Annotated in this window: 18 protein-coding genes and 1 pseudogene; 10 read left to right on the forward strand and 9 right to left on the reverse strand. The window is 71.6% G+C overall.

Annotated elements, in window-relative coordinates:
- Positions 1-2: 2 nt before the first annotated feature.
- The 6 genes and pseudogenes from ACFSKW_RS13145 to ACFSKW_RS13170 form a co-directional block, all read right to left on the reverse strand.
- Positions 3-1,190: an aromatic ring-hydroxylating oxygenase subunit alpha gene (locus ACFSKW_RS13145; RefSeq protein WP_379572480.1), complete on the reverse strand. Its 1,188-nt coding sequence runs from the start codon at positions 1,188-1,190 to the stop codon at positions 3-5.
- 79 nt (positions 1,191-1,269) lie between these two features.
- The gene (locus ACFSKW_RS13150) at positions 1,270-1,863 is read right to left on the reverse strand and encodes a TetR/AcrR family transcriptional regulator (RefSeq protein WP_379572481.1); all 594 of its coding nucleotides are present in this window, start codon (positions 1,861-1,863) and stop codon (positions 1,270-1,272) included.
- 128 nt (positions 1,864-1,991) lie between these two features.
- Positions 1,992-2,591, reverse strand: coding sequence for a dihydrofolate reductase family protein (locus tag ACFSKW_RS13155; RefSeq protein ID WP_379572482.1), 600 nt, complete (start codon positions 2,589-2,591; stop codon positions 1,992-1,994).
- Complete coding sequence (locus ACFSKW_RS13160) at positions 2,584-3,462, reverse strand: metalloregulator ArsR/SmtB family transcription factor (protein ID WP_379572483.1); 879 nt, start codon at positions 3,460-3,462, stop codon at positions 2,584-2,586. The genes ACFSKW_RS13155 and ACFSKW_RS13160 overlap by 8 nt, the downstream gene beginning before the upstream one ends.
- A 341-nt stretch (positions 3,463-3,803) precedes the next feature.
- Entirely contained in the window at positions 3,804-4,238 is a 435-nt protein-coding gene (locus ACFSKW_RS13165) for an imine reductase family protein (protein WP_379572559.1), read from the reverse strand.
- A pseudogene (locus ACFSKW_RS13170) lies at positions 4,224-4,682 on the reverse strand (NAD(P)-dependent oxidoreductase); the annotation flags it as partial. The pseudogene ACFSKW_RS13170 and the gene ACFSKW_RS13165, both read right to left, overlap by 15 nt.
- A gap of 99 nt (positions 4,683-4,781) precedes the next feature.
- Between ACFSKW_RS13170 and ACFSKW_RS13175 the strand changes: the two are divergent.
- The 6 genes from ACFSKW_RS13175 (at position 4,782) to ACFSKW_RS13200 (ending at position 9,413) form a co-directional block, all read left to right on the forward strand.
- On the forward strand, positions 4,782-5,852 hold the full coding sequence (locus ACFSKW_RS13175) for a GlxA family transcriptional regulator (protein WP_379572484.1): 1,071 nt from the start codon (positions 4,782-4,784) through the stop codon (positions 5,850-5,852).
- Complete coding sequence (locus ACFSKW_RS13180) at positions 5,849-6,190, forward strand: YciI family protein (RefSeq protein ID WP_379572485.1); 342 nt, start codon at positions 5,849-5,851, stop codon at positions 6,188-6,190. Before ACFSKW_RS13175 ends, ACFSKW_RS13180 begins: the two co-directional genes overlap by 4 nt.
- A 1-nt stretch (position 6,191) precedes the next feature.
- Positions 6,192-7,391: an RNA polymerase sigma factor gene (locus ACFSKW_RS13185; RefSeq protein WP_379572486.1), complete on the forward strand. Its 1,200-nt coding sequence runs from the start codon at positions 6,192-6,194 to the stop codon at positions 7,389-7,391.
- Between the two features lie 31 nt (positions 7,392-7,422).
- Positions 7,423-8,019 (forward strand): ArsR/SmtB family transcription factor, encoded by a 597-nt coding sequence (locus tag ACFSKW_RS13190; protein WP_379572487.1) that lies wholly within the window; start codon positions 7,423-7,425, stop codon positions 8,017-8,019.
- Between the two features lies 1 nt (position 8,020).
- Complete coding sequence (locus ACFSKW_RS13195; RefSeq protein WP_379572488.1) at positions 8,021-8,731, forward strand: SRPBCC family protein; 711 nt, start codon at positions 8,021-8,023, stop codon at positions 8,729-8,731.
- Between the two features lie 202 nt (positions 8,732-8,933).
- Positions 8,934-9,413: a nucleoside deaminase gene (locus ACFSKW_RS13200; protein ID WP_379572489.1), complete on the forward strand. Its 480-nt coding sequence runs from the start codon at positions 8,934-8,936 to the stop codon at positions 9,411-9,413.
- A 60-nt stretch (positions 9,414-9,473) separates the two neighbouring features.
- Here ACFSKW_RS13200 and ACFSKW_RS13205 read toward each other — a convergent pair whose 3' ends face one another.
- Together ACFSKW_RS13205 and ACFSKW_RS13210 are read right to left on the reverse strand one after the other, a co-directional pair.
- Positions 9,474-10,736 carry an MFS transporter gene (locus ACFSKW_RS13205; protein ID WP_379572490.1) on the reverse strand — a complete coding sequence of 421 codons (1,263 nt, stop codon included), beginning with the start codon at positions 10,734-10,736 and terminating at the stop codon, positions 9,474-9,476.
- On the reverse strand, positions 10,733-12,061 hold the full coding sequence (locus tag ACFSKW_RS13210) for an MBL fold metallo-hydrolase (RefSeq protein ID WP_379572491.1): 1,329 nt from the start codon (positions 12,059-12,061) through the stop codon (positions 10,733-10,735). Before ACFSKW_RS13210 ends, ACFSKW_RS13205 begins: the two co-directional genes overlap by 4 nt.
- Before the next feature lie 64 nt (positions 12,062-12,125).
- On the opposite strand from ACFSKW_RS13210, the gene ACFSKW_RS13215 reads away from it, so the two are divergent.
- Together ACFSKW_RS13215 and ACFSKW_RS13220 are read left to right on the forward strand one after the other, a co-directional pair.
- Entirely contained in the window at positions 12,126-12,809 is a 684-nt protein-coding gene (locus tag ACFSKW_RS13215) for an ArsR/SmtB family transcription factor (RefSeq protein WP_379572492.1), read from the forward strand.
- Complete coding sequence (locus ACFSKW_RS13220; RefSeq protein WP_379572493.1) at positions 12,806-13,210, forward strand: sulfurtransferase TusA family protein; 405 nt, start codon at positions 12,806-12,808, stop codon at positions 13,208-13,210. The genes ACFSKW_RS13215 and ACFSKW_RS13220 overlap by 4 nt, the downstream gene beginning before the upstream one ends.
- Positions 13,211-13,432: 222 nt before the next feature.
- Here ACFSKW_RS13220 and ACFSKW_RS13225 read toward each other — a convergent pair whose 3' ends face one another.
- Positions 13,433-14,860, reverse strand: a complete 1,428-nt coding sequence (locus ACFSKW_RS13225; RefSeq protein ID WP_379572494.1) for a hypothetical protein — start codon at positions 14,858-14,860, stop codon at positions 13,433-13,435.
- A 79-nt stretch (positions 14,861-14,939) separates the two neighbouring features.
- Between ACFSKW_RS13225 and ACFSKW_RS13230 the strand changes: the two genes are divergently transcribed.
- Both ACFSKW_RS13230 and ACFSKW_RS13235 read left to right on the forward strand, forming a co-directional pair.
- Positions 14,940-15,281: a DUF6461 domain-containing protein gene (locus ACFSKW_RS13230; protein WP_379572495.1), complete on the forward strand. Its 342-nt coding sequence runs from the start codon at positions 14,940-14,942 to the stop codon at positions 15,279-15,281.
- A gap of 1,064 nt (positions 15,282-16,345) precedes the next feature.
- Positions 16,346-16,777: a DNA-binding protein gene (locus ACFSKW_RS13235; RefSeq protein WP_379572496.1), complete on the forward strand. Its 432-nt coding sequence runs from the start codon at positions 16,346-16,348 to the stop codon at positions 16,775-16,777.
- Positions 16,778-16,940 lie beyond the last annotated feature (163 nt).

Raw genomic sequence — 16,940 nt, forward strand, 5'->3', positions numbered from 1 at the left:
CTCTAGGCGGTGAGCGTGGGGACGGCGTCCCCGTGATCGTGCTCGGCGGCGATCCCTTCCACCCACGACCGGTAGGCGTCGAGGACGAGGCCGTGGAAGTGATGCACGCCGTGCTCGGACAGCCCTGAGCCGGACGGGTCGTACACGATGCGGCCCTGGTCGAAGGCCGGGGTGCCCATGCCCCGCTGGACGCTCTCCACCAGCGCGATGTCCTGCTGTTGAAGCACCTCGTCGATGTACCGCACCGACTGCACCTCGGCGTCCTCGAGCTCGGCCGTCTCGAAGTAGAAGTCCCAGGTCTCCAGGGTCCGGTCGGGACCGGCGGGAACGATCTGGAAGACCATGAAGTTGCCGCGCCCGGGGTAGCGCAGCAGGCAGGTGTTGGGCCACAGCCACCACACCGCGTGCTGCGTGACCGACGCGCCCGAGACGTCGTACGCCGCGTTCTCGTGCTTGCCGGCCTCGGCGAAGTGGCTCGACCAGATGCCGTGGGTCTTCACCTCGTAGGTGTCCATGTCGACGAGGTCGACGAACTCCTTGTGGGCGATGTGGCAGTGGTAGCACTCCAGGAAGTTGTCGATGACGTTCTTCCAGTTGGACGCGACGTCGTAGGTCAACCGCTTGGCGTGGGTCAGTCCGCTCACGTCGGGGGCCCATCTGGCGATGTCGGCCGCCAGATCCCCGGCCTGCTCGCCCAAGGGAGCGGCGCCCGGGTCCAGGTTCACGTAGACGAAGCCACCGAACTCCTCCACCGACACCTGGTCGAGACAGATCTCGTTCTTGTCGAAGGTCTCCATCCTGTCGGCGCGACGAGCCGCCTTCAGCTGCCCGTCGAGGCCGTAGGTCCACGCGTGGTAGGGGCAGACGATGTTGCGCGTGGTGCCGGAGCCCGTGAGCAGCTCGTGGGCGCGGTGCTTGCAGACGTTGTAGAACGCGCGCAGCGCTCCGTCACGATCGCGGACGATCGCGACCGGCATGCCGGCCACGGTGGCCGACACGTAGCTGCCCGGCGACTCGAGCTTCTCCCCGTGGCAGATCCACTGCCAGGTGCGGGCGAAGATCGCCCGGACGTCGACCTCGAGCCATCGCGGGTCCGTGTACGCCTCCGACCGCAGCGACATCGATCGTTCGGGGTCCTTGTGGAACCCGGTGCCGACGCGGCGTACGTCGTCCGTCGTGACTGGTGCCATGGTGGGAGCATACGAGCCTTTGAACGATCGTTCAATGCATTTCTGGACGTTCGTTCAGATTTGCCCGTCGTGTGACCGGTCAGTCGGCGAGTGCGATCTCCTCACAGCGAGTGACGCTCCTGCTGATCGAGGCGCGGTCGAGCCCCAGCAGGGCCGTGAGCCACAAGCCGTTCTGGATGACGTCGATGTCGGCGGCCCGCTTGCCGCACTCGCCGCGCGACAACTCGGGGCGGGCCGCACGAATGAGGGCGGCCAGCCCCTCGCGGTACCGTTTCTGGGCCACCGTGTTGATGCGCTCGAAGTCCTCGTGGGCCTGGGCGAGCGCCCAGAGCTGAAGTCGCAGGGACAGGTACTCCGTCGTCAGGAACTCCGGGTCGGCCACCCGCTTCAGCGCGGCACGCAGCCGCTCTTCCGGTTCCAGGGCGAGGTCCGGCTCCACCATCGCGATGTCCTGCTCCTCGATGCGGTGCAGGGCCGCACGGATCAGGCTCGTCTTGTCCTCGTAGTAGTAGTTCACCAACCCCAGCGAGACCCCGGCCTCACGCGCGACGGCACGCATGCTGACCCCGGATATGCCCTGCAGGGACAGGAGCCGAAGCACCGCCTCGAGGATCCGCGCCTGCCGGTCGACTTTCTCATCGGCGTCCATCGCGCGCACGGATCTCGAACTCACATCCACAACCTTAGTAGCGGCAGGATGCTCGCGTGAGCGGCATGCCGCGGCTCGCACACCGGTGACATGTGACCTCCGGGGCTTCGAGCCGGGCCCGCCTCGCCGGCTGAGCGCGCAGTCCGGCCGGCTCAGCGGGCTCGATCGTAGACCATGGCGATCTCGCCGAGCGCGCCGGTCTCCTGGTGGGTCAGCGTCCACGTCGTAGCCGGAAGACCGTCGTCGAACAGCCGCTGCCCGCCCCCGGCGATCTCGGGGAAGATCATGAGGTACAGCCGGTCGACGAGGTCCGCCGACAGGAGCGGCTTGATGAGGCTCGGGCTGCTGTTGACGAGGATGTCGCCCTCGCCGGTGGCCTTGAGTGCGGCGACGACGTCCGCGGCGGGGGCGTTCACCACGCGGGTGCGTTCCCACCGCGCTTCGGCCAAGGTGGTCGACAAGACCACCTTTTCCGTGTCGACCAGCCACTTGGCGTATCCGCGATCCCGCGGATCGGCGTTCTCGTCTTCGGCGACCGAGGGCCAGTAGCCCATGAATCCCTCGGCGTTGAGCCGGCCGAGCACCGCCGTCGTCGCGCTCTCCCAGATGCGGGTCATGTGGTCGCGCGCGACGTCGGTGGTTACGTACGGGGCGAACGCCGCGAAATCGCCGGGCCCGCCGGGACCGTTGTAACGCCCGTCGAGGGTGAGGGCCAGGTTCGCGGTCACCCTGCGGCCGGTCGAGTCAGTCATTGCGTGCTCCCTCATCGGTGTCGTGCTCGGTGTCGTCGATGCTGTCGGCGCTGGAGGAATCCGCGGCGAGGGTCGCCGCGAGCTTGTCGAGGCTCTGGCCGAAGCCGATCTCGATGCCCGCGACGAAGTCGGCGGACTCGATGGTGCTGTCGGTGATCCGGAAGTGGACGTCGAGGTCCGTGCCGGTGCCGGTGGGCCGGAGGCCGAGGTCGAGGTGGGCGGTGAAGGCGGGGCCTCCGTCGGCGAGCAGCGGGGAGAGCCGGTAGGCGAGGCGCTCGCCGGGGCGTACGTCGTCGACGACCCCCTGCGCGCGCCCGGCGACCAGGTCGGAGCCGTCGGCGTCCTCGGCATCGCGGTACTCGTGGACGATCCGCCCGCCAGGTCGCGCCTCGAAGACGAGCTCGGAGACGCGCAGGTCGTCCGGCGTCCACCATCGGGCCAGCAGTGAGGTCTCGGTCAGGTGGCGCCAGACCAGCTCGGGGCGCACCGTCAGCGACCGGTGGAAGGTGAACGAGCGGCCGTCGGCCCACCCCTGCTCGTTGGCGGCGAGCCGCTCCGCGTGGAGGCTGAGCCCGTAACGGTCGTAGGTCTCGCGCGGGCCGCCGGCCCGGTCGGCGGTGTCGGCGAGCCGGCTGAGCGCGGCCGCCAGCTCCCGCAGCGGTCCGGGACGGAGCGCGTAGATGCGGCGCTGGCCGGTGCGCTGGGAGGTGACGACTCCGGCGCGCTCAAGGGCCTGCAGGTGCTTGGTCGTCTGCGGCTGGCGCGCCTCGGCGAGCTGGGCCAGGACGCCGACCGGCCGGGGCCGCTCGGCCAACAGGCTCACGAGCCGCCAGCGGGCCGGGTCGGCCAGTGCGGTGAGGAGTGCGTCCATGGGGAAAAGTATTCGCCATGACGAATATTCGTGTCAAGGAATATTTAGGGTTCGGATCGGGCGGGCGCGTGGCGGCCGGGCTCGGCGGCCCAGCCGCCACAGAACCGCTCGCCCAGGCCGCGACGACCGCCTCACAGGGGAGCCGCGCTGTTCGTGGAGATCGCCGCCGGTCATGCGGGACATGCTCCCGCCCGGCCGGCCGGGCGGGAGCATGGTGAAGATCTTGGCGCTGGTCGAGACGCCCCGTTCAGGGGGCCGGGTTTCAGGCCGAAGCCCTCCCTGCCGCGGCTGCATCCCCCTCGACTGCCCCGAACCCGTCTACCGCCCGCTGAGCGGCTTCCTCACTCCTGGACGGGGTTGCGCAGCACCTCGACGAGGCTGGCGAAGCTGTCCGAGCCGTGCCCAGCCGCCCTGGCCCGCAGCATGGCCGCCTTCAGCAGTTCGGGCAGCGCGTTGTCGACGCCACGCTCGTGCGCGGCGTGGATGAGGTGGTCGATCGCGGCGATCTGCACGTCCACCGTCGCGTCGTCGCCCGGGTAGCGGCCCTCGTCCACCTGCCCCGCGTACCTGGTCAGGAACCCCGCCACCGCACCCATCCAGCGGATCGCGACCGGCGTGAACGCCGTGGCCTCGATCTTGTCCGCGCCGACCACCGCCGTGCCGTGCAGCCAGCCGGTCATCGTCGCCCACATCAGGCCCAGCAGCGCCGCGTCGTACAGCGAGGCCGTACCGGGGTCCTCGCCCAGGTGAACGGGGTCGCCCAGCGCCGCCAGGATGCTGCGGCGCGACTCGAAGACCTCGGGGGAGCCGCTGTAGAGGAACATCATCTCCTGGCTGCCGACACCCGGCGGCGTCGTCATGATGGCGCCGTCGAGGTAGCCGACGCCGTGCGAACGCGCCCAGCCGTCCATCCGGCGTGCCTGCTCCGGCGATCCGGAGGTGAGGTTGACCAGTTGCCTGCCCGCCAGCGAGCCGGCGACGGGGTCCAGCACGCCGTACAGCGCGTCATAGTCCAGGACGCAGGCGATCACGACGTCGGCGGCCTCGACCGCCTCCCGCGCCGTCGCCGCCTCCTTCGCGCCCCGCGCCACCAGCGCCCCCGCCCTGCCCGCCGAACGGTTCCACACCGTCGTCTCCACGCCCTTGTCCAGCAGGGCGGCGGCCAGCGCCGACCCCATCGAGCCCAGTCCGATCACGGTCACCCGCATGTCACAACACTCCTCAAATCGTCTGTCCGATCCACGATCTCAGCGGGTGCCGGGCGGAGACAGTGACAGCGGTGACGCTCTCCGCCAAATTCCTGCCATACGCTGGAGCCCATGGGTGCCGGATCCGTCGCGGTGGTCGTGACCGAGGACATCGGGGTCCCCTCGTGGGACCTGTACGAGCTGAGCATCCCGTGCACGGTCTTCGGCAAACCGCAGCCCGACCTGGCCGACCCCTGGTACGACCTGCGGCTGTGCGGCACGGGGGGCGGCGACCACGCGGGGCCCGCCGTGGCGGGGCTGGCGCTGCGCACGCCCTACGGGCTCGACGACCTCGCGGGCGCCGACACCGTCATCGTCCCGTCGGTGCCCGACGCCTGTGTCGAGGACGGCGCGCCACTGCCTCCCGCGCTGATCGCCGCCCTGCGCCGCGCCTACGACGCCGGCGCCCGCATGGTGTCGCTGTGCACCGGCGCCTTCGCCCTGGCCGAGGCGGGCCTGCTGGACGGGCGTCGCGCCACCGCCCACTGGATGCACACCGCGCAGCTGGCCGAGCGCTACCCGAAGGTGCGGGTCGACGACTCGGTGCTGTACGTCGACGACGGCGACGTGCTGACCAGCGCCGGGCTCACCGCGGGCCTCGACCTGTGCCTGCACCTCGTACGGCGCGACCTCGGCGCGCACGTCGCCAACCAGCTGGCCCGCCGCATGGTCGTGCCGGCCCACCGCCCCGGCGGCCAGGCCCAGTTCATCGACCTGTCGGTGCCCACCACCGACGACGAGGGCATGGCTCCGGTGCTGGAATGGGCCAGCGCCCGCCTCGACCAGCCGCTCACCGTCGAGGAACTGGCCCGGCAGGCCGCGATGAGCCCGCGCACCTTCTACCGCCGCCTGCAGGCCGCCACCGGGATGACACCGTTGCAGTGGCTGCTCAACCAGCGCCTGGGCAGGGCCCAGAGCCTGCTGGAGCAGACCGACCTGCCGATCGAGAAGGTGGGCGAACTGAGCGGCCTGGGGACGGCCAACAATCTTCGCCACCACTTCCTCAAACAGGTCGGGGTCTCACCGAGCGACTACCGGCGGGCCTTTCCCCGCACGAATGAGCAGATTCTCCGGAGCGGGGTGTCGATCCGGAGGCAGGCCGTTCGTGTAGAGGGTGACAAGACACCCGGGAGGCCATCATGAAGCAGTACCTGCTCAGCATCTACCAGCCCGACGGCGACCCGCCCGCGCCCGACGACCTGGCGGCGATCATGCGTGACGTCGACGCCTGGGACAGCGAGCTCAAGGCCGCGGGCGCGTGGGTGTTCACCGGACGCCTGCACCCCGCGGACACGGCCACCGTGGTGCGGCCCAAGGACGGCGAGCTCCTGCTGACCGACGGGCCGTACACCGAGGGCAAGGAGCACATCGGCGGCTTCGTCGTCATCCAGGCGCCCGACCTCGACGCGGCACTCGAATGGGCACGCAAGGCCGGCCTGGCCACCACCCTGCCGATCGAGGTCCGCCCGCTCCAGGACTGACGTGTCCGGCATCGAAGACGTCTTCCGCCAGGAGTACGGCCGCGCCGTCTCCGTCCTGGTCCGCTCCTTCGGCGACATCGACCTCGCCGAGGAGGCGGTCCAGGACGCCTTCGCCGAGGCGACCCGGCGCTGGCCGGTGAAGGGGACGCCGCCCAGCCCGGCCGGCTGGATCATCACCACCGCCCGCAACCGCGCCATCGACCGCCTGCGCCGCGAGTCCTCGCGACAGGACCGCCACGCCCAGGCCGCGCTTGTGCGGGCCCCCGACGAGCCCGCGCGGGAGGGGCCCGTGCACGACGACAGGCTCAGGCTCATCTTCACCTGCTGCCACCCTTCGCTCGCGCCGTCCGCACGGGTGGCGCTCACGCTCCGGCTGCTGGGCGGCCTGAGCACCGGCGAGATCGCCCGGGCCTTCCTGGTGCCCGAGGCGACCATGGCCCAGCGGCTGGTCCGCGCCAAAGGCAAGATCCGCGACGCCGGGATCCCCTACCGCGTGCCCCGCGAGGCGGACCTGCCCGACCGGTTGCCTCCCGTCCTGGCGGTCATCTACCTGATCTTCAACGAGGGGTACGCGGCCAGCGCGGGCGGGCGTCTGGTGCGCGAGGAGCTGTGCGCCGAGGCGATCCGCCTGGGCAGGCTGCTGGCCGAGCTCATGCCCGACGAGGGCGAGGTGTGGGGGCTGCTGGCGCTGATGCTGCTGCTGCACTCTCGGCGCGCCGCCCGCGCCGACGCCAACGGCCGGTTGGTACGGCTGGCCGAGCAGGACCGCGCGCTGTGGGATCGCGACCTCGTCGAGGAGGGCCAGGCGATCGTCCGCGCATGCCTGCGCCGCGACCGGCCGGGCCCGTACCAGATCCAGGCGGCGATCAACGCCGTGCACAGCGACGGCTCCGCCACCGACTGGAGGCAGGTCCTGGCACTGTACGACCAGCTGACGGCCATCGCTCCGAGCCCGGTCGTGGCGCTCAACAGGGCGGTGGCGGTGGCCGAGGTGGCGGGGCCCGCGGCAGCGCTGGAGCTGGTCGACGAGCTCGACCTGGGCACTGTCCACCTGTTCCACGCCATCCGCGCCGACCTGCTGCGGCGCCTCGGGCACACCGCGCGGGCCAGGGCGGCCTACGCCGCGGCGATCAGGCTGGCCGGCAACGACGCCGAGCGCGCCTTCCTGCGAGCCCAAGCCGACAGCCTTCCTCATTATTGACAATAAATATTGTCGGTGAGAGGGTGGAGGCATGTTCGACGTGACGGTGATCGAGGACCCCGCGGCCGCCGAGGCCTCGCTGGACCCGATCCGCGCCAGGCTCCTGGCCGAGCTCGCCGACCCCAACTCGGCCACCACGCTGGCCGCGAAGGTCGGCCTCCCACGGCAGAAGATCAACTATCACCTGAAGACACTCGAGAAGCACGGCCTGGTCGAGCTCGTCGAAGAGCGCAGGAAGGGCAACGTCACCGAGCGCGTCATGCGCGCCACCGCCTCCTCCTACGTCATCTCGCCGCGCGCCCTGGCCGGCGTCCAGCCCGATCCCAGCCGCTCGCCCGACCGGCTGTCGGCCCGCTGGCTGCTGGCCGTCGCCGCCCGGCTGGTCAGCGATGTCGGGCTGCTCATCACCGGCGCGGCGAAGGCCCGCAAGCGGGTGGCCACCTTCGCCATCGACGGCCGGATCCGGTTCGCCTCGGCCGCCGACCGCGCCGCCTTCGCCGAGGAACTGGCCAACGCCGTCACCACCCTTGTCAGCAAATATCACGACGAAGCCACCGAAGGCGGGCGCGACCACCGCGTCATCGTCGCCGTCCATCCCAGCGTCGACCAGCACACCCAGGAGTCCTGACATGTCACACGAGTTCGAGCTCCAGCACGAGCTCTCCCTGGACGCGACCCCCGAACAGGTATGGGACGCCATCGCCACAGGGCCCGGCATCGACTCCTGGTTCATGGGCCGCAACCAGATCGAGCAGGGCGTCCACCGCACCGCGTTCGGCGGCTACGAGCCCGCCAACACCATCACCGCGTGGGAGCCCGGCAAGCGACTGGCCACCAGGGCACCCGCCGCCGACGACGGACGCTTCATCGCCTACGAGTTCCTCATCGAGGGCCGCTCGGAGGCCAGCACCGTCGTCCGCGTGGTCACCAGCGGCTTCCTGCCGGGCGACGACTGGGAGAACGAGTTCGAGGCCATGACCACCGGCCTGGCGATGTTCTACACCACCCTCGGCGAGTACCTCACGCACTTCACCGGGCGCACCGCCGTACCGGTGACCGCTTTCGGCTCGGGCGACTACCGCGCCCTGTTCGCCCGCCTCGGCGAGCCGGCCGCCGGCGACCCGATCACCATCACCCCGCCAGGACAGCCGCCCGTCCAGGGCGTCGTCTACTACACCAACGCCCAGACCCTCGGCATCCGCACCGGCGACGCCATGTACCGCTTCGTCAACGGCTTCGGCGGCGGCATCGTCGCCCAGCACCACCTGTTCACCCCCGGCACCGACCCCGACGAGGCCGACCGCGCATGGACCGCGTGGCTGGCCGAGCACGCCTCCTGACACGCCTCCCAGCACCTCCGGCGCCGGGCAACCGACCACGTGTCCGCCGCCGGAGCGTCCGCCACCCTGGCCCCGGCGCGGGGGCACGCGCCTCACGCGTCGGGCCAAGGCCCCACCCGGCTCGCCACGGGCGGTGTGAGCCGCCGCGGACACGGCGCGCGCCTAGCATGGCGGTGAAGATCGTGGCTCCGGGGAGGTCATCATGGTGAACGATGCCGAGATGCGGCATCTGCGCCGCTGCGTGGAACTGGCCGGCGAGGCCCTGGAGGCGGGCGACGAGCCGTTCGGCTCGGTACTCGTCGCCGCTGACGGGACCGTCCTCGGCGAGGGCCACAATCAGGTGGCCTCAGGTGACAGGACCCGCCACCCGGAGTTCGAACTGGCGCGCTGGGCCGCGGCCAACATGAGCCCGGCGGAGCGCGCCGCGGCCACCGTCTTCACCTCCGGCGAGCACTGCCCGATGTGCGCCGCCGCGCACGGCTGGGTCGGTCTCGGCCGGATCGTGTACGTGGCCTCCTCCGAGCAGCTGGCAGGCTGGCTCGCCGAGCTCGGGGTGCCCGCCCCTCCCGTACGCACCCTGCCGATCCGGGAGGTGGTCCCCGACGCCGTGGTGGAGGGTCCTGTTCCGGGCCTCGCCGAGCAGGTGCGCGAGCTGCACCGCCGCTTCCACGGCGCGTCCTGAGCACGGGTCACGCCCGCGGCGCTTCGACGATCATTCCCGCGCGGTCAGGGGACAGCATGCTCAGCGGCGCCCCTCGGGGTGGGTCTCGTACATGCGTGCCGCGACCAGCAGGCCGGAGGCGGCGGTCAGCGCGGCCACCGCCCACACCGCCGCGTCCGGCCCCCACATACCGGCGATCGCTCCGGCGAGCAGCGCGCCGACGGCGAACCCGCCGTCACGCCAGAGCCGGTAGACGCCGACAGCGCGGGCCCGCCAGGCAGGGTGGGCGACGTCGCCGATGACGGCCAGCAGCGTGGGGTAGACCAGGGCGGTGCCCGCGCCGAGCAGCACCTGGGCGCCCGCCCACAACGCGAAGCGGTCGCCGGCCGCCACCAGCGCGATCGCCAGAGCCTGCACCAGCATGCCGGTAGTGATCAGGTGCTTGCGGCCGACATGGTCGGACCACCAGCCGGTCACCAGCTGCCCGAGCCCCCACACCGCCGGATACAGCGCCGCGAGCACGCCGATGTCGACCACGCCGAGGCCGCGTGAGGCGAAGATGAGCGGGAAGACGCCCCAGGCGAGGGCGTCGTTGAGGTTGTTGACCATCCCCGCCTGGCTGGCCGCCGACAGCGCCTTGTCGCCGACGCTGGTGCGCCAGGCGATCTGGCGTGTGGACGGCTCGCCGGGGTGCGTCGTGACCGGATGGCCCGCGCCCTCCAGCCTGGCGTGCTCGCGGGTCTCGCGCACGATCAGCGTGGACAGTCCCAGCCCGAGGGCGGCGTAGGCGGCCCCCAGCAGGAACGGCGCCGGGCGCAGCCCGTGGGCCGCGGCCAGGTAGCCGGTGGCCAGTGCGGTGACGGCGACCGCGCCGTATCCGGCGGCCTCGTTGAGGCCCATGGCCAGGCCGCGCCGCTCAGGCCCGGCCAGGTCGATCTTCATGATGACGGTGGTCGACCAGGTCAGACCCTGGCTGACGCCCAGCAGCACGTTCGCGGCGACGATCCAGCCCCACACCGAGCCGAAGGCCAGCAGCGCGGGCACCGGCAGCGCGATCAGCCACCCGGCGACCAGCACCGGCTTGCGTCCATAGCGGTCCGACCACGCGCCGGCGAAGAAGTTCGTCACCGCCTTGGTCGCGCCGAAGGCAACGATGTAGGTCAGCCCGGACACCGACGCGGCAAGGCCGAACACCTGATCGGCCAGCAGCGGCAGCATGATCCGTTCTTGGCCGAGCATGCCGCCGACCAGCGCGTTGACCACCACCAGCAGGGTGAACTGGGCCAGGTTGGCGCGCAGTCCGAGCCGTACCGGCGCGCGGGAGGCGGCGCCGCCGGCGCTCACGCCTCTTCCCCCAGCTGCCGCCCGGTGGCATCGGCCCAGTCACCGGGGCCGCCGTCCAGTACGCGCACCCGCCGGTGACCCGCGCGGGCGAGCAGGCTGGCCGCGGTCATCGCGCGCTCGCCGTGCGCGCACATCACCACCACCGGTTCAGCGGGGATCTCCGCCACCCGGGCCGGTAGGTCGCCGAGCTCGACGTGAACCGCGCCTGGCACGTGTCCGGCGGCGTACTCGCTGTCCTGGCGCACATCCAGCACGCTCACGGCACCGACACGGTCTGGGCCGAGCATGGGGATGCTGGACGTCGGCCCGTCCCAGGGCTCGGTGAGCTCACCCGCGCCGGCCTCGTAGCCGATCTTCAGCGCCTGCCCGAGGATCTCGGCGGCATCCTGGTCGGGGTTGCGGACGATGATGTACGGCGTGCCCGGCTCCAGGAGCCAGCCCAGCCAGGAGGCGAACTGCGGACGCAGCGGGATGGAGATGGCCCCCGGGATGTGAGCCGCTGCGAACGCGCGCGCCGGCCGGACGTCGACCAGCACCGCCCCCTCGGCCAGCAGCGCCCGCACCCGGGCCGCGCTCAGCCGCCGCAGGCGCGGCCGCCCGATCAGGGCGGGGCCGAGCCGGTTGGCCTCGGCCAGGCGCAGGAAGTACGGCGGGAAGCTGCCCAGGCCGCTGGTCAACCGCCGCACGAACGTGTCCTCATCGCCTGCCAGCAGCAGCGGGTTGGTGGCCTTCTCCCGTCCGATGGTGGAGGTGCGCTCGGCGCCGGGCGGAGCGGAGCAGAACGAGCCCGCGCCGTGGGTGGGCCACACCTCGACCTCGTCGCTCAGCGCGGCCAGACGGCGCAGGGAGCGGTACTGGGCGCGGGCCAGCGACTCGGTCCGCTCCGGCCCGGCCAGGTCCGTCCGCGCGGCCGCGCCGACGATGAGCGACCCTCCTGTGAACACCCCCAGCGCGCGCGGACCGGCCAGCAGCAGGAACGACAGGTGCTCGCCGGTGTGGCCGGGAGTGGCCAGCGCCCGCAACGTGAGACCGCCCAGATCGACCTCGTCCCCGTCGTGCAGGGCGACATGCTCGAAGGCCCGCTCCCCTGCGGCCGAGGCCAGCACCCGCGCTCCGTCGCTCGCGGCCAGCTGCGGCGCGCCGGACAGGAAGTCGGCGTGCAGGTGGGTGTCGGCGGCGAACGCCACCCGCAGCCCCCGCCGCTCCGCCTCGGAACGCAACGCGCGCAGGTCACGCGAGGCGTCCACCGCCAGCGCCCGCCCATCTCCCAGGTCCACCAGGTAGGCCGAGTTCCCCAGGCCCTCGTCCACGACCGCGATCACCACGATGGCCTCCTCCCGCCCTTGCTATACTCCTACAGTATTCCAAGGATTTATGGAGGAGTGTCCCATGGGCGACCACGCCGCCAAGACCGCGCTGTTCGACGCGTTCGCCTCCGTGGGCAAGGCACTGGCGAGCGGCAAACGGCTCGAGCTGGTGGATCTGCTCGCACAGGGAGAGCGATCGGTGGAGGCGCTCGCCCAGGCCGCCGGGCTCGGGCTGACCACCGCCTCCAACCATCTGCAGGTCCTCAAGCAGGCCGGCCTGGTGGCCACCCGCAAGCACGGCACCAAGGTCTTCTACCGGCTGGCCGGCGACGACGTGGCCGCACTGTGGGCGCTGCTGCGCCAGGTCGGCGCCGCACACCTGGCCGAGGTCGAGCGGGCCCGCGCCGCCTACCTCGGCACCGGCGACGCCGGGACAGTCACTGAAGAAGTCACGCGGGAGCAGCTGCAGGACCGCATCGCCGCCGACGAGGTGATCCTGGTCGACGTCAGGCCCGGCGAGGAGTACGCCGCAGGACACATCCCCGGAGCCATCTCCGTCCCGCTGGACCAGCTGGTCGACCGGCTGGCCGAACTGCCCGCCGACGGCACCATCGTCGCCTACTGCCGCGGCGCCTACTGCGTGCTGGCCCACGAAGCCGTCCGCGCGCTGACCGCCCGCGGCCGCGATGCCGCCCGGCTGGCCGACGGCATGCTCGAATGGCGGTTGGCCGACCTCCCCGTTGCCGCAGGAGCGACAGCGGCATGAGCCACAGGCAGGTGAACGCCGCCCCCGCGACCCCCGGCCCCACGGACGCCGACCCCACGAACGGCAACCCCGCGACCCTCGACCCCGCGGACGGCGACCCGCCGGATGGCGACGACGGCAGTCCGGCCGTGCCGGTGGTGCTGGACGGGGGCGACGCACGGTGCGTGCTGCTGCTCATCCAGCTGGCCCGTCTCGTGACCGGCCTGGAGGCCGGCACCGTCGTCCACGTGATCGCCACCGACCCGGCCGCGCCGCTTGATCTGCCCGCCTGGTGCCACCTGACCTGCCACCCCTACCTCGGCCCGGTGCCCGGCCGTAACCGGCCGACCTACGCGCTGCAGGTCAGCGGCCAGGCCCGCCCCATGGACCCCGGCGCACCCTGGCGGCGCCCCGGCAGCTGACCGCCAACCCCGCCCGGCAGGCGCCGCCGGTGGCCCCATGCACCTGCCGCAGAGCGATCGGCCTTCGAGGAGGCTGACCGCAGAAATCAGCGGTGGCGACCTGTGATCTTTCGCCTGTCAGCGGTCTGTGATGAGGGCTTCCAGGGCGGCGGCACCACCGCGACGGCGGCGATCGCCAGGCCGGCTGGGGAGCATGGACAACAGCGCGCGCTCGGTGACTCCCTATCGGTAGACCACCGGTTTCGTCTGCTCACCGGGGAACACCATGATCAGCAGCTCCACAGCGCCGTCAGGCGGGTCCGGCACCTGGTAGACGAGCTTGCGCCCGCGCAGGTGCACCCGCACCCGGTATGCCCCGGGCCCCGCGGTCGTCAGGCCGGTCAGGCTCTTTCCGTTGCCGTCGGACAGGGTCAGGGTGCCGCTGGGGCTGTCGTAGTCGACCTCCACCACCTCGTCCCACCCCTTGATCTCCAGCGGCGGTCGACGGCGGTACGACTCGACGGTGACGCACGCGTGGCCGATCTCGTCGGCCGCCCAGATCGCCAGCCCACCGCGCTCGCTGCCGACCAGCTCTTCGACCAGATCTGGGTCAGCGCCCTCGAATCCCTCCTCCCATCCGAGGATGGTCCAGAACTCGGTCCACATGGTGGCGCGCCCCTGCCGTACCGGCTTGATCTTCGGGCGGTGCGGGCGATGCCGGCCGCAGGCCTTGTCCTTCGCCGCGTGGTACGCCGCCTCCTCAGCCTGCTTCCGTGCGCCCTCCTGCTCCTGCCATCGGGCAACTGCCGGGCACAGCGGACCGAGCGCGTGCGCCAGCGGCCCGTGCGGCGCGTCCCGCACGGCCGGCACGCCGGTATCGCCGCCGTGCTGGGTGGCCACACGGCAGAGGTGGTGGCCTTGTGTCACAACCACCCGGTCGGGAGCGTCCTGCCAGCCTTCGATGCCGCCGTCGCCGTAGAAGCTGTTGTAGCCGCGGACCTCGCACAGGAACTTCTTCTCCGCCTCGCTCAGCCTCTTGACCGTGCCGCCGCCGAAGCCGGCGCAGTCGAGCTCGCCCTCTGTGCTCACCTCGCCGGCCGGGGCCGCCTGCGCCGTGACGAGCAGGGTCGCCGTCACGGTCAGGATCGTGGCGGCCGTACGCGCGAGTCGGCCGCGCCTGACGAACGTCCGCCGCGGGACCCGTACCGCGAGCAGGACCAGAACAGGGGGCACCAGGTGGTAGAGGTCCCAGCCCGCTTGCGAGCTCACCAGCTCCGGCGGCCCCCAGGCGCCCAGGCATTCCGGCCCGAGCGCCCCGTCGAGCGAGAGCAGCAGGAGATCGGGCAGGCGCCGGAGGAGCAGAACCGCGGCCGCGCAGCGGGCGACGACCCTGCCGAGCCGGTCCCGGCCGGTCCGTGCGCCCACGTACCAGCCGGCCAGCGCCAGGACGAGCAGCGGTGCACCGCCGTAGTCCAAGAGCGGGATGTGCGATGTCAGGTGTTCCGGGGTCATCGAGTGAATCTGAGCGCCCGTGCACCGCCCGGAGGACATGTACGCGTAGTACCGGGTGCCGTCGTCTTCCGACAGCAGCGACGAGACCCAGAAGTAAAGGCTGGGAGCGAGCGCGGCCAGCACGGCCGCGGTCCAGAGCATCCATGATCGTCGGGACACGAGAGGGAAGACTAGAGGGTCGGCAGGTCACCATGCGGAACAACGATGAGCGGCTCATCGCACCAGCCCTCTGGTCGACGTGCGCCGCTTCGGCTCCGGCGGGGCGAGGGAGATGAGCTTCGCCGAGCTGACCTCGCAGGTCGGTGACTTCGTCATGGAGACGGGTGGCGGAGAAGGCGGCGGTTACGTCGGGGTTGTAGCGGTGGGTGAGTGGTGTGTGGCGGTCGAGCCGTTGGGCTGGTCGGCGGCGATGGATGAGAGGCTGGCTCGGCTGTCGGCGGGCTCCGAGGTCGTGGCCGTCACCCGGCACGACTACGCGGATGACTACATCGGCTACGCGGTCGACGGCAGCGTGATCACCACTTTCGGGCCGGTCACGCCGGACGATCGCTATGGCGTCGGCAGGCGTTGGCGCGCCTGACGCTCCTCGGTGCGGGCCCAGTGGGCTACGGACCGGTCCCGGAGATCGGCCCTGGCCCAGGAGTAGACGTCAACCTTGTGGCGGAGAGACATCGGGCGTGGCCGGTGACCGGCTCGCCGTGCCTGCCGCAGGCAGGCGGCACTGTAACGGAGATCAACTATCCTCACCGATCGCCATGGCGTTCCCCTCAGGCCGCTCCCGTCGAGAATCGGACGATCAATGTGATGGGCAGTGTGGGACATGAGGCTCCCTGAGCCGCCAGGTATTTCCTGGCGCACTACTTGAAGCCGGCCGGTCCCGTTGATCGCTGTTGAATCATGGCCGGACCATAACATTGCGGGCGGCGAGGTGGGCGCTCCAGTCCCGTTTGGCGATCTCAGCCCATCGGATGGCGGTGTCGATGTGCGGCCGAGGACGTCGGCCAGGACCGGCGCGGGGATGTCTTCGGCCAGGGCGACGAGGGCGGCGTTGCGGGCCGGGCGGGCGTCGATGCCGTGTTCGAGGAGCTTGCGGCTGAACCCGAACGGGCCGCGGGCCGGCCAGGGACGCGGCCCGCGAACAACCAGGTGGCTGGGATGGCCATGCGGCTGCGATTGACAGGGGCGGCGGTCCGCTGGCGTAGGAGAGCCGCGCGCCGGGGCGGGAGGGGCAGCGGATGGCGGCCGATGTCCAGGCAGGTGCCGTCGTCCTGGTGCGCAGGTGCTCGGCGCGCAGCTGCTCGGCACCGGATCGTGGTCACCTCTCCGGCGCCGAGTTCGGCGATCTCCGCCACCCGGCGCAGTTCCTCGGCCATCACCCGGCCCAAGGCCTTTGTCGGCGCTGTACACAACCGCTCCAGCTCCGAACGGCGCTTACCGTCCGGCACCGCCAGCAACCCGACCAGCGTGGCGCGCATCTGGGCCGACGACCGGCCCGACAGCTGCGCGTGCGGCCGCTCGCTCTCCGCCCGCGCACCTCCCCGACCAGCCGCACCAGCACCGTGATGCCTGGCGGCCGACGCGTGCAAACGAAATGTTCACAACGAATAGTTGACAACCGTTTATGTGCCACGCCATGCTGGTCGCATGTCATCGACCCCCGACCCCTTCACGCCCGCGCATCCAGAACAGACTCGGGCACAGCGCGTCTACGCCTCCCTGCTCCGTATCGCCGAGCGGCACGCCGCGACCGACGAGCAGCGCAGCCGGCAGACCCATCCCTCCGTCCTCGGACCGCACGAAGCCGTCAGGCTCGTGTCGTTCCTGCTCAGCGGTGCCGCACAGCTTGACGACGGCGAGCCCGAGGTGGACAGGGCCGACATCACCGCCGCCCTGAGCCTGATCCCTCTAGCTCGCGGGGAGATGGACGAGCTGGAGGCGGGGCTCCTGCAGATGGCGCGCGGGCGCGGCATGACCTGGCCGGAGATCGCCTTCGGACTCGGCCTCGGCACCCCGCAGGCCGCCAGGCAGCGCTACGAACGACTGATCGACCGCACGACCCCCGACGAGAACGCCTAGCGAGCACACGCTCCGCCCCTGGCCGCCGGGCCGCCCATCTGCTCGGCCACCGGCGGCTTCTCCCACAGCCGAGCGCTGCGCCCCGCGCCGGCCACCGGGAGGACGAGCGACGCAACGCCGCGACAGCACCCGTCTCCTCAGGACCATCGCCGCGAGTGATAGC

Source organism: Nonomuraea mangrovi (assembly GCF_042681425.1).
GTDB lineage: Bacteria > Actinomycetota > Actinomycetes > Streptosporangiales > Streptosporangiaceae > Nonomuraea > Nonomuraea mangrovi.

Bases quoted from the DNA above. Each gene is read 5' to 3' on its own strand.
- ACFSKW_RS13175 (WP_379572484.1), top strand. From the start codon at position 4,782: ATGGGTGCCGGATCCGTCGCGGTGGTCGTGACCGAGGACATCGGGGTC.
- ACFSKW_RS13235 (WP_379572496.1), top strand. From the start codon at position 16,346: ATGTCATCGACCCCCGACCCCTTCACGCCCGCGCATCCAGAACAGACT.
- ACFSKW_RS13200 (WP_379572489.1), top strand. From the start codon at position 8,934: ATGGTGAACGATGCCGAGATGCGGCATCTGCGCCGCTGCGTGGAACTG.
- ACFSKW_RS13180 (WP_379572485.1), top strand. From the start codon at position 5,849: ATGAAGCAGTACCTGCTCAGCATCTACCAGCCCGACGGCGACCCGCCC.
- ACFSKW_RS13145 (WP_379572480.1), bottom strand. From the start codon at position 1,190: ATGGCACCAGTCACGACGGACGACGTACGCCGCGTCGGCACCGGGTTC.
- ACFSKW_RS13195 (WP_379572488.1), top strand. From the start codon at position 8,021: ATGTCACACGAGTTCGAGCTCCAGCACGAGCTCTCCCTGGACGCGACC.
- ACFSKW_RS13215 (WP_379572492.1), top strand. From the start codon at position 12,126: ATGGGCGACCACGCCGCCAAGACCGCGCTGTTCGACGCGTTCGCCTCC.
- ACFSKW_RS13155 (WP_379572482.1), bottom strand. From the start codon at position 2,591: ATGACTGACTCGACCGGCCGCAGGGTGACCGCGAACCTGGCCCTCACC.
- ACFSKW_RS13160 (WP_379572483.1), bottom strand. From the start codon at position 3,462: ATGGACGCACTCCTCACCGCACTGGCCGACCCGGCCCGCTGGCGGCTC.
- ACFSKW_RS13220 (WP_379572493.1), top strand. From the start codon at position 12,806: ATGAGCCACAGGCAGGTGAACGCCGCCCCCGCGACCCCCGGCCCCACG.
- ACFSKW_RS13190 (WP_379572487.1), top strand. From the start codon at position 7,423: ATGTTCGACGTGACGGTGATCGAGGACCCCGCGGCCGCCGAGGCCTCG.